At 44.7% G+C, this 12,036-nt stretch carries 10 protein-coding genes; 6 read left to right on the plus strand and 4 right to left on the minus strand.

Translation table 11 applies throughout. The annotated features are described in order from the left end of the window. Nucleotides 1-9: 9 nt before the first annotated feature. Both ACS8FD_RS07985 and mnmA read right to left on the minus strand, forming a co-directional pair. Nucleotides 10-1,836 (minus strand): hypothetical protein, encoded by a 1,827-nt coding sequence (locus ACS8FD_RS07985; RefSeq protein WP_439275308.1) that lies wholly within the window; start codon nucleotides 1,834-1,836, stop codon nucleotides 10-12. 21 nt (nucleotides 1,837-1,857) lie between these two features. Then, entirely contained in the window at nucleotides 1,858-3,063 is a 1,206-nt protein-coding gene (mnmA, locus tag ACS8FD_RS07990; protein ID WP_439275339.1) for a tRNA 2-thiouridine(34) synthase MnmA, read from the minus strand. A 249-nt stretch (nucleotides 3,064-3,312) separates the two neighbouring features. Between mnmA and ispF the strand changes: the two genes are divergently transcribed. The 6 genes from ispF (at nucleotide 3,313) to ACS8FD_RS08020 (ending at nucleotide 8,456) form a co-directional block, all read left to right on the plus strand. Continuing rightward, nucleotides 3,313-3,807: a 2-C-methyl-D-erythritol 2,4-cyclodiphosphate synthase gene (gene ispF, locus ACS8FD_RS07995; RefSeq protein WP_439275309.1), complete on the plus strand. Its 495-nt coding sequence runs from the start codon at nucleotides 3,313-3,315 to the stop codon at nucleotides 3,805-3,807. 251 nt (nucleotides 3,808-4,058) lie between these two features. Then, complete coding sequence (gene grxD, locus ACS8FD_RS08000) at nucleotides 4,059-4,409, plus strand: Grx4 family monothiol glutaredoxin (RefSeq protein WP_439243346.1); 351 nt, start codon at nucleotides 4,059-4,061, stop codon at nucleotides 4,407-4,409. A 148-nt stretch (nucleotides 4,410-4,557) separates the two neighbouring features. Beyond that, the gene (locus ACS8FD_RS08005; protein WP_439275310.1) at nucleotides 4,558-5,085 is read left to right on the plus strand and encodes a hypothetical protein; all 528 of its coding nucleotides are present in this window, start codon (nucleotides 4,558-4,560) and stop codon (nucleotides 5,083-5,085) included. 137 nt (nucleotides 5,086-5,222) lie between these two features. Next, nucleotides 5,223-7,118: a tRNA uridine-5-carboxymethylaminomethyl(34) synthesis enzyme MnmG gene (gene mnmG / locus ACS8FD_RS08010; protein WP_439275311.1), complete on the plus strand. Its 1,896-nt coding sequence runs from the start codon at nucleotides 5,223-5,225 to the stop codon at nucleotides 7,116-7,118. 35 nt (nucleotides 7,119-7,153) lie between these two features. Continuing rightward, nucleotides 7,154-8,113 (plus strand): AEC family transporter, encoded by a 960-nt coding sequence (locus tag ACS8FD_RS08015; protein WP_439275312.1) that lies wholly within the window; start codon nucleotides 7,154-7,156, stop codon nucleotides 8,111-8,113. Between the two features lie 133 nt (nucleotides 8,114-8,246). Continuing rightward, complete coding sequence (locus ACS8FD_RS08020) at nucleotides 8,247-8,456, plus strand: ChaB family protein (protein ID WP_439275313.1); 210 nt, start codon at nucleotides 8,247-8,249, stop codon at nucleotides 8,454-8,456. A gap of 137 nt (nucleotides 8,457-8,593) precedes the next feature. On the opposite strand, the gene ACS8FD_RS08025 is transcribed toward ACS8FD_RS08020, so the two are convergent. Further along, on the minus strand, nucleotides 8,594-9,838 hold the full coding sequence (locus ACS8FD_RS08025; protein ID WP_439275314.1) for an HmuY family protein: 1,245 nt from the start codon (nucleotides 9,836-9,838) through the stop codon (nucleotides 8,594-8,596). An 82-nt stretch (nucleotides 9,839-9,920) separates the two neighbouring features. Beyond that, nucleotides 9,921-12,032, minus strand: a complete 2,112-nt coding sequence (locus ACS8FD_RS08030) for a TonB-dependent receptor plug domain-containing protein (RefSeq protein ID WP_439275315.1) — start codon at nucleotides 12,030-12,032, stop codon at nucleotides 9,921-9,923. Between the last annotated feature and the right edge of the window lie 4 nt (nucleotides 12,033-12,036).

Raw genomic sequence — 12,036 nt, forward strand, 5'->3', positions numbered from 1 at the left:
GGAAGGCTTCTAAGGAGGTGACTGACTATCGCCATATTTGGTATTGAAATAGAAAACTTTTTGCATTGTTGGTGCTATCGAAAATGAATTGGTAATGACAGGACCGTTTTCGCCAATCGCGATACTATCGCTAGCATAGTCAGTGGCATTAAACCTCGGTTCTACCAATATTGATGTGACAGTAGCGTTTTTCTCGCCAGCTACTTGCAGCTTATCTCTCATTACAAAGTTACTGATAGCTAGGTTAGCTCGGTTTGTCGCAGTGATTCTATAAGCGATGCATTGTCCAGGATCTACATCTCGCAACTCTATTTTGCTATAACTGAGGTTGTTTTGGGCAGAAGGCAGTAGCGTTGTGATACTGCAATCATTAACGGCTTGTTCTTTTTCGAGTACTAAAGCTTTATTAGCAGCAATAACTCTGCCAAAATTAATATCTTGGTAAAGGTATTTATTATCGATAAAAGAAATCGGATTTTTAGCGCTCATCGTACGAATAGGGTAATCAGTATTATTACCTTCAATGATGCAGATTGAATTGGTAGGATTGATAGAGCTAATGGGAACCTTAAAATTATACTTGCCGTTAGCTGCCGTTATCGTTTGAGTAGCAATAATGTTAGGGTTGGGGCTATTACAATTACTTGCTAAGCTAACTGTACTGCCAGCGATACCTGACTCATTGCTATCAAAAGTACCATTAAAATACTGCTCGTTGTTATAGATACCGCCTATTGTATCGGGGTTGTCTTTTGCAAACTGATCGTCAATACCACCATTATCATTAAAAACCGTACCTGAAAAGATATAATTTACCGCTACACTCTCTACCCCAAAGCTGATCCACTCATTATAAGTTTCACCCACCACGTCAGCCTCAAGTGCACTATTGCCTTGCATAATGCCTTCGTAGGTCAATGTAACTGATTCAGCATTTCTAACAGCAATCACATAATTGCTTGTGACGTTTTCAACCCCATAGCTGACATAGCTACCATTATTAGGAATAACGGTGCTGGTATTGAGAGCAGAGTATGAGGTTTGATTATTAGGGTTGGTGGAGCTCTCTTTTAAAATGTTTTTAAAGGTAGGAGTAGGGGGCAAGATACCTCTTTTTCGACCAGATGCAAAAGATACTTGTCCATTAGCATTGGTAGTAGGTGTAAACGAGCTACTATTGCCAGTACCATTCAAAGCTGTCAGGCTATAATAGTAGAGGTTGTTCTTGTCACTTGAGCTATCAACACGCAATTGTGGTCGAATTATTTTATTATTAGAACTAAAGCTATTTCCTGCCAGTTTTTTACCCATAAAGTAATCACCCATGGCACCGAAAAAGTAGTCAACTTCGGTATTTTCTCTAACTGTCGCTTGCACAGGTATATTGATCTGAGTACTTTCAGTAAAACTTAGTGTTTGACGAGCAAGCTCCGAATTACCTTCTGTAGCATAGCTGGCTTGACCAATAACTATAGTATGGATAGATGTCCTGTCATCTGGCGTAATAGTTATCGTATAGGTAAATTTATCTCTGTCATTACCAGAGTTAGAATTATTTTTAATTTCAACACCATTATCTCCAACTTCAATTGTCCTACCACTATAACCCTTGCTATCGCCTGCTGAGATAATATAGGTCCCAGTAGCACCAGTTAGTGTTTTATAGCTGCCGGATGCAATACCTTTAGGTGAATTATCAAGTGTAAAGTCCCCAAAATCTGCTGGCGTGGCATAGGTCTGGCACGAAGCAAAAACTAGAATACATGCAATAGAGTATTTGATTGGCGTATTTAAAGTTTTTATAGAATCACTAATAGGTAAAAAACGATAACTCATGAAATGTCCTAACAGAATTATTTATGAGTCGGACGCTAATGAGCGCGGTGCATCAATAGATTCAATCACCCCGCCGCCCAAGCACACCTCATCGATATAAAATACTGCCGATTGACCAGGAGTAACCGCGCGCTGCGGCTCATCAAAGACCACTTTTACTTGCAAGCCTTGCTCGTCGATAGCAAACACATGGCACGCTTGATCTGGTTGACGGTAGCGTGATTTTGCCATACAACGTAGGCCATCAACGCTAAAGACGGCCTTTGGCGCAAGACCATCAACCCAGTCCATTTTATAAGCTTGCAGCTCTGAGCTCATAAGCATAGGATGCTCGTGACCTTGACCGACGATAAGTTGATTATTATTTAAGTCTTTGGCTAGCACAAACCAAGGCTCCTCAGGGCGATCTTTCACCCCGCCAATACCGATACCACCGCGCTGACCTAGCGTGTAATACATCAAGCCATCATGTTGGCCGATAACATGACCATCATCGGTGACGATCTCGCCTTTTTGTGCCGGCAAGTACTGCTGCAAAAAGTCTTTAAAGCGGCGCTCACCAATGAAGCAGATACCCGTTGAGTCTTTTTTCTTTGCAGTTGCTAAATCATGCTCTTCAGCGATGCGGCGTACTACTGGCTTCTCTAACTCGCCGACCGGGAATAAAGTCTTGGCAATCTTGTCACCGCCAACCGCATGCAAGAAATAGCTTTGATCTTTGTTATTATCAAGGCCACGTAATAGCTGCGCCACCTCAGTGCCATCGCTATTCTTGTAAGTGACACTGCGGCGCGTATAGTGACCGGTCGCGATATAATCAGCGCCTAAGGTTAAGGCATAGTCCAAAAAGGCTTTGAATTTAATCTCTTTATTACATAAGATATCAGGATTCGGCGTACGACCTGCTTGATATTCTGCTAAGAAATGCTCGAAAACTCTGTCCCAGTATTCCATCGCAAAGTTGGCGGTATGTAGCTTCATGCCGATTTTGTCACAGACCGCTTGAGCGTCTGCAAGATCGTCCATAGCAGTGCAGTACTCGGTGCCGTCGTCCTCTTCCCAGTTTTTCATAAATAGACCCTCGACCATAAATCCTGCTTGTTGCAAGAGAACGGCTGATACCGAAGAGTCGACACCGCCTGACATACCCACGATCACTCGCACCTGACTTGGGTCTGGAATGTCAGCAAGGTTTAATGCACGGTGGGCGTGAATAGGCTCGTACATGGCGGTAGAAGTATTTTGCATAGTTGACATAACGGGCATAAAAAGAGCGCTCAATAATTTGTGTTAATATAGGCGTCACATTATAACAGTTAAATAAAATTAGTGGCGTGTCTTACCTTTTAAACGCTTGAAAACTCAGTTGATTCACTTAATAGTTGTTTTTTAAATTTTGAATAACTCCCAACCTTGTATATCACTCATCGCATTTTTAAATAATGAACTCACTTTGGAAGACTGGAAATAACAATTATGATAAAAATAGGGCAAGGTATCGATGTACACGCTTTTCATAATAATGGGGAGCAGCAGCAATACGTGATACTAGCGGGCGTACCGATTGAACACACCCATAGCTTGCTGGCGCATTCGGACGGCGATGTGGTGCTACACGCACTTGCGGATGCTCTGCTTGGCGCTCTGGCGATGGGCGATATCGGTCAGCATTTCCCTGATACCGATAGCGCGCATGCCGGACTCGATTCACGAGTATTACTGCGTTATGTGTATGGCAAAATAGTCGATGCCGGTTACAAGATTGGTAATGCTGATATTACCGTGATGTGTGAGCGCCCTAAGCTTGCGCCGTATAATGAAGCGATGCGGGCTAATATCGCAAGCGATCTGCAATCTGATATTGGTCATATCAGTGTCAAAGCCACCACCACCGAAAAGTTGGGATTTGCCGGTCGCCAAGAGGGTATTATGGCAAGTGCCGTAGTCCTCTTGATGGCTGATCAGTCCTAAACGCTAGCTTTTAAAATGGTTTTAGTAATAAATCTATAAAATAAAACTTATAAACAAGCTCAATGCTATATTTGAAAGTAAGGCTGTCTTTTAAGTATTTAGTTAAGCATCTGATAACTATCCGATGCCTAACCAAAGATAATCTAGAAAAATAAATTGCAGTCAAACGGCTTGTAATAAAGTTATCTCTACCCCATGTAGCACATAACGCTAAGCAATATTTTTAATAACCCCTGTCAATAGGAGCTTTTATGAGCGAGCAAACCCCAAATACCGCTGCCAATGATGTCGAACAATTAATTCGTGATCAAATTAAAGACAACAAAGTATTGATTTATATGAAAGGCACTCCGCAGTTTCCGCAATGTGGCTTTTCCGCGCGTTCTATTGAGGTATTAACCCAAATCGGTCGTCCGTTTGCTTTTGTTAATATCTTAGAAAATCCAGAGATTCGCGCTACTTTGCCAAAAGTCGCCAATTGGCCGACTTTTCCGCAGTTATGGATCGATGGTGAGCTTATGGGCGGCTCAGATATTATCCTGCAAATGTACCAATCAGGCGAGCTTAAGCCGCTAGTTGAAGCCAATAGCCCTGCTGCTTAATAGCCTAAACTGATAAAATAAGAGTATTAGCTTTAACGCTATACCTTGAGCCTGAGTCAGCCAATAGTTGCTGACTCAGGCTTTATTGTTTTTGCCGTATTTATCCCCATATAGGGCTGCATAACGAGATAAACAATAAGAGGGTATTATGACTAATCAAACGAATGCACAAGCTTATGAAGATGCCGCTTTAGAAAAACGACGCGAGCATCTAAAGAATGAGTCAACGCGCATTATCGAGATGGCAAACAACGAAGACTTCTCAGCACTCAGATGTATTCACCAGCTCAGCGTCGCAGGAGGTGCGACAGAGGGGACTTATACGGCAATCGAGCAGCGTATCGTTGCGGATCAAGATGCTGCGGGTGCTTATCATCTGGCTTTACTGGCTCAAAATACCCCGGACTTACCAGTTGATGCGCGTCAGCTTATCGATATTGTCGTCAATAAAGGCGACAATGAGCAGCGCCTAGCATTATTAAAGAACCTGCCGCTACCGCCTGTCGATTTGATTAAAGAGCAAATACTAGCAAGTGATGATGGCGAAGCGATTGGTCAAATGAATGCTTATTTGCAAATTAATCCAGAAGGTCATGGCAGTCAGCACATGCTCGTAAGTGGTCATTCCGATCAGATCGTGCCACTTAGCTCGGGAAAGAATATAAAGTTTGATTAATGCGATTCACTAATTCCGACTAAAAATTGTTATAATTAGCATCGATTTCAACTCTCTAGCTATTTTTAATTACTGAATACGATAGATATTGACGCCTTATTTTTCTAGGGTGTCGATATCAGTCAAGCGAGGCTCAAATGCAATACCCAAAACATTACGACGTAGTAGTCATCGGTGGCGGTCATGCGGGTACCGAAGCCGCTCTAGCAGCAGCGCGTATGGGTGCGCAAACCTTGCTATTGACGCATAATATCGAAACCTTAGGACAGATGAGCTGTAACCCAGCTATTGGCGGTATTGGTAAGTCGCACCTAGTGCGTGAGATAGATGCCTTAGGTGGGGCTATGGCGCTCGCTACCGACAAAGCAGGTATTCAGTTTCGCGTGCTAAATAGCCGTAAGGGCGCAGCGGTTCGTGCCACGCGAGCGCAAGCTGATCGCATTCTGTATAAAGCGGCTATTCGCCATACCCTTGAGAATCAGCCCAATCTTGATCTATTTCAGCAAGGCGCCGATGACATTCTAGTAGAGAATGGTCGGGCGACCGCTGTTGTGACTTCAACCGGTATTATTTTTAAAACCCAGACGGTTATTTTGACCTCAGGAACCTTCCTAGGCGGGGTCATACATATCGGCCTTGAGAATTCTAAAGGTGGACGCGCAGGGGATCAGCCCTCGATTAAGCTTGCCGATCGTCTGCGTGAGCTCAAGCTACCTGTTGGCCGCCTTAAGACGGGAACACCTGCGCGTATCGATGCGCGCTCAGTGGACTTTAGCGTCATGACCGTACAGCCGGGCGATACGCCGCTACCGGTGATGAGTTATATGGGCAATGTTGGCATGCACCCTGAGCAAGTCAATTGTTATATTACTCATACCAATGCGCGTACTCATGACATCATTCGTGAGAGTCTGGATCGCTCGCCAATGTTCTCAGGTAAGATCGAAGGCGTTGGCCCGCGTTATTGTCCGTCGATTGAAGATAAAATCCACCGCTTCGCTGATAAAGACAGCCATCAGATTTTCATAGAGCCCGAAGGCCTCACGACTCATGAACTCTATCCAAATGGTATCTCAACCAGCTTGCCGTTTGATGTACAGTTAGAGTTTATTCATAGTATGAAAGGTCTTGAGAACGCGCATATTACTCGTCCTGGTTATGCCATTGAGTATGATTATTTTGATCCGCAAAATCTCAAGCCGACGCTGGAAACTAAGTCAATAGATGGGCTTTATTTCGCCGGTCAAATCAATGGTACCACAGGCTACGAAGAGGCCGGTGTACAAGGGCTACTAGCAGGCACGAATGCGGCACTAGAAACAACGGATAATAGCGATTATGACACTTGGACGCCGCGCCGTGATGAGGCTTATTTGGGTGTGCTCGTCGATGATTTGATTACTCATGGCACCACTGAGCCGTATCGGATGTTTACTAGCCGCGCTGAGTATCGTCTTTTACTACGTGAAGATAATGCTGATCAGCGTTTGACGGAAACGGGGCGCAAATTAGGCTTAGTCGAAGATGAGCGCTGGGAGGCTTATCAAGCGAAAATGGAAGCCATCGCTACTGAGTCCGCGCGTCTTAAAGACATGTGGGCGACCCCTGTTAATGATTTAGGTAAGCAAGTCGCCGCGCAAACCGGGGAAGTGTTATCTAAAGAAGCAACCGCTTATGACTTACTAAAGCGCCCACAAATTAACTTCGCTGATATCGCGGCTATTACCGATTCAAAAGTCGATACGCAAGTCGGGGAGCAGATTGAAATCTCGGTCAAATACGCCGGTTATATCGATCGTCAGCAAGAAGATATCGCACAGATGAAGCGCTTAGAGAATACCGCGCTACCACTCGATTTTGATTACAATATTGTCTCTGGGCTGTCGAATGAGATTGTACAGAAACTTAGCAAAGTCCGTCCTGCCACGCTAGCACAAGCAGGACGTATTAGTGGGGTTACACCTGCTGCCATCCAGTTGCTGGCGATGACAGTTAAAAAGCAGAAAAAAGCTAAGTCGGCATTGGAGTCATAGGTTTTATCCTTAAGTTTTATTGACGTGAGTCATTTATGATCGCTGCGGTTATTTTTGCTATTACCATCGTATTGCCCAACCTCTTCTTAATGGGGTTGGGTTTTTTTATGAAAAAACGCGGACAAGTCAGCCAAGCGTTTATCGATCAAGCCTCTTATTTTGTTTTTAATTACTGCTTGCCAGCTTTACTATTTTTTAGTGTGGTCGATAGCGAGGTTGATTATGCTAAACAAATTACATTGATAACGGCAGGAATTGTCGTCACCTTTATTTTATTTTTTGGCAGCGAGATTTATGCCAAGCGCTTTATCACGGATAGTGCCGATCAAGGCGTGTTTGTCCAAGGTATCTTTCGCAGCAACATGGCGATTATTGGCCTTGCAACCGTTGCCAACGCTTATGGCGAGATAGGCCTGAGTATCGGCGCGGTCTATATGGGCATCGTGACTATCTTGTTTAATATCTTAGCGGTCATTACTCTCAGCCGCGTCTCCAAAAGCTTAGATGATACCCGCCTGAGCCGCAGCTTGATGGTGATAAAAAAGGTATTTACTAATCCGCTTATTTTAGCGCTACTAGCCGCTTTTATTTATAAGGCTTTGCCGCTACCGCCTGTACCTTTAGTCATTCATCATACCGGTGATTTACTCGCAGCAGTGGCGTTGCCGCTCGCGCTACTTTGTGCGGGCGCGAGTATCAACCTAAAAGCGATGCTTAGTCTTTCAGGTTTGTCGATGCAGGCGAGTATCGGTCGCATCGTGATCGCGCCTCTACTCGCTATCGCTATCGGTTTAGCTTTTGGTTTGACGGGCGTGCACATGGGGGTGTTGTTTCTGATGGTCGCATCGCCAACTGCAGCAGCGAGCTATGTGATGGTCAAAGCGATGGGTGGTAATGATATCTTAGCGGCAAATATCTTGGCATTCACGACGGTGGTGGGATTGTTTGGGATGGCGATTGGAGCGGCGGTATTGCGAACGTTTGGATTGATGTAGATGTACTGATAAGAAGTATCATCTAAAAACCTTACATTTATAAAAGCTTACAGGCTTTAACTAAAAACTTATAGTGGTATGGTCTTTTCCTTTTTAATATAACTTAACGTTTGAAATAAAAAAGGAAAATATTATGCCGTACGATAAATTATCTGACCTACCTGATAGTGTAAAAGACAACTTACCTAAACATGCACAAGAGATTTTTCAAGCCGCTTTTAATAGCGCAAGCGAGCAATACGAAGATGAGTCGCGCCAGTTTGCAACTGCATGGGCCGCAGTCGAAAACGTCTATCATAAAAATGATGATGGCAAGTGGGTAAAAAGGCCCGACCATAAATAGCCTAGGTGATTGTCCTTTAACTTAGGTTTTAACTTAAAGTTTTATCGTTTAAGACAGCAATAACCAGCCATAGTGGATATGGCTAGTTATTCGTTTTTATAAAGTTTTGTTCTCAACAAACTAATGAATCATTTTAGTTAATTAGCGGGCTGTACATCAAACTTAAACACCCAAGAGGTCGCTTGGTTAGTAGCATCAGGATAATTAATCTCTGCCAGACGCATGCGCGCATAACTGTCACCACTGTTTGAGCGAATCAGCGCTCCTTGAGCGGTATCAGTAGGTTTCGCACTGAGCTGATGGGTCATGCCATTATAAGTGTACCAACCATAATCAAGGTTTGGATAAGTGCCAATGTAACCCGGGTTTAGGTCTGAGCTATCGCTATCAACCACCCAGCTGCGTGCTGATTTAGGCGTGTCAAAGCCGGCGACGTTAAGTAAATTTGCGAGACTCTGCTTTTCATTATTAGTCATGAACTTAGCTTTGATCGCCTCACCTTTATCATCATAGTAGCCGTCTGGGGTGTTGGCGATAAAACCGCCTACCTTGTCATTACCAGATGCGCCGCCGTTTAGTTTGACACTGTCGCGTCTAAAGGCTACATGCCATTCTTTTGCAGCGTCATTAACGATGTCATCAGTTTTTAGGTTCAGATAAGTCCAATCCGTGTTGCTGGTGGCGTTAATGGTTTTGGTTTTGACTTGGTTGGCACGCGGCATAGCGGTGTCAATCCAGCGCACGGTTGGGTTGCCAGATAGTCCGGCTTCATTGTAGTAGTTGATTATTTGCATGGCATAAATGGGCTGCTGGACGCTGCTGACAGTTGCCGCATCGGTATGGTCAGTTGTGATCAGATACACGCGGTTATTAGGGTATAGCTTATGATCTTCTGCTATATTGTAAGCGTACCATAAGCTATTATCGAAAATTCCGCCGCTCTTATCTTCATTATAATGGTGCGTGATGTCGCTGCTGGTTTTTGGGTCTTGTACACCGTTGTTATAAGTGAGTAGCTCTGACCAATCCATCAATCCAAACACGCCGCCATCACCGTCACCTGATATGCCACTATTTGACCAAAGATTGACCCCGCGCGTTTGATTGTCAAATTTAACATCCCATGTGGCGCTACTACAATCCACCTCACTATCAGTATCAAAATCAAAGCAGGTTTGCGTGTTTGGCGTCAGACTATCGCCACTGATCGTCCATTCAGCGCTTTGACTAAAGCTCGCTGTGGTCGTAGGCGGTGTCGTTGTTGAACCGCCACTGCTGCTACTGTTGTCGCTATCACTGCCGCAGCCGGTTAACGCTAGTAGCATGCCAGCACTGAGTGTAGTTAATACAGATGTTTTGGTAACGGGTAAATAAGATGACATAAAAAGCTCCTGTAAAATACAACGATAAAAGTACAACGGTGAAAGTAAAGGTTAAAAAGTCTGCTAATTAAAGGGCGTGTTATTACCAGTTGTAGCGTGCACCAATCAGCCACTCACGATTATCGATCGGACGATAATCACTGAGGTCGCGCACATCACGCTGGACATCAAAGATATTATTCACCGCACCATAAACACTTAAATTATTATTAACGTCATAATTGAGTTGACTATCAAGCGTCCACCATGAGGGTGAGTAGGACTGCGCGGCGGTATCAATGAGCTGTTTGGATTCATAGTTCAGTCTGGGGATAAGCTGTAATTTATCACTCAATTGATAATCAAGTGCCAGCATGACTTTGTGATTAGGACGATAAGTCAGCTCGCTGTCTGTCGTCTTGTTTTTAGTTTTTAAATACGCGTATGTGGCTTGCAGCGCGGCACGATCATTCACTTGCCAATCGATGCCAATATCGCCGCCATAGGTGTAGGCACTATCGACGTTGGTATATTGAAAAATACTGAGGCCATTTTCGATAATGGCGTTTTCGTTATCAGTTTGGATCAAGTCTTCCACATCGTTATAAAAGCCGTTGATTGATAGGTTTAAATCATCACGGATCTGCCCTTGATAGCCGACTTGATAGCTTGTCGATGTTTCAGGCTGCAAGTTAGGGTTGCCCATTACTTTATAACCCAAGTTGCTGTGATCAAAGACGTAATAGCGCTCTTTTAGATTGGGCACACGGTAGCCGCTGCCGACGCTCGCGCGAAAGATATGATCGCGCCTGCTTGCGTCCATAAGGTTGTATTTGACCGCCACTTTGGGCGCGACATGATCGCCAAAGTCTTGATCATCCTGATAACGAATGCCGGTGAGTATCTCCCAATTATCGCCAATCAGCCAGTCATCTTGCACATACAGCTCGCCCACATCACGGCTAACCTCATCGCTGATAAGCTCGCTAATCTGATTTTTGGTTTGCGATAGGGTGTCGCGCTGCACCTGTCCGCCCACTTGTAATAAATGTGTATGTGCATCTGATAGAGTGATAGCCGGTAAATCAAGCTGAGTCTGACCTAGCGCGGTGGTGATGTCTGTATTTCGCGCTGATGACAGCACCCCATTTGATGTGGTATCTGAGTCGCTTTGATAGTCCTCATATAGCGCTTGCGCGGATAGCTGATAAGCTTGGGTATCATCATTAAGGTGGATATCGGTGCTACCACCGGTGCTAAATCGGGTCTTGGTGATCGACTCCTCACGCTGCTGCGGAAAAATATTTTGCGCCACGCGGCGATTAAAGCGGCTGGTATCGTCTTCGCTATAATGGCTCGCCTCAGCCCACAGCTGGGAGCGCGTAAGCCTAGTACGGTCATCAGGGCTATAGCTTAGTCGCCCTGTTACCTGGGTTTGTTCGCTAGCATCTTTGATTCGTGACCAGCGCGCGGTATCGACATTTAGGCCATTATCATCTAAATAAGAGGCAGACAGACGGGCTTGTACGCGCTGCGCTGGATCAAGTGCACCTTCTATGCTGGCAGCGATAAAGCGCTTATTGGCATCCACACTATCACCCGATGGGTTTTGATCGCCATTGGTTATAAGCTCAGTATTGACGTAAGCTTTAGTTTTGCCAATGGGTTTGGTAATAATATTAATCACTCCCCCCATCGCCGCACTACCAAACTGGGCTGATGCCGCCCCTTGAACCACCTCAATTTGCTCAATATCCATGGTCATATACTGATTAAGGTTGACCGTCGAGCCTGTACTTGCGGTAATAGGCAGCCCATCGATCAATACCAAAACCTGATCGCCTGTAAAGCCTTGCATACTGATCTCGTAGCCGGTTTTGCCATGCACTTGCTTAAGATAAACGTTAGGCAACAATTCTAGCGCCTCTTTTAGCGTATGCGCATGATTTTCCTCGATTTGTTTGCTGCTAATGACATCTACTTTGACAGGGGCGTCGCTGAGTGTTCGATTTGAACGGGTAGCAGTCACTACAATGGGATCAAGTGTGGTGCTAGGTAGGGCGCTATCTGCCAAGCTTTGCTCGCTATCAGCAAGGCTATTGAGCTGATGAGAGTCTGACGCTTGCGCGGTAGACGCCATAGTAACGGCTAATACAAGCGCTATAGCGGCACTCAAAGGATGGTAGTTAACATTAAAATTATTGGATGTTGGCATAAGA

The organism is Psychrobacter sp. 1U2 (genome assembly GCF_051847575.1).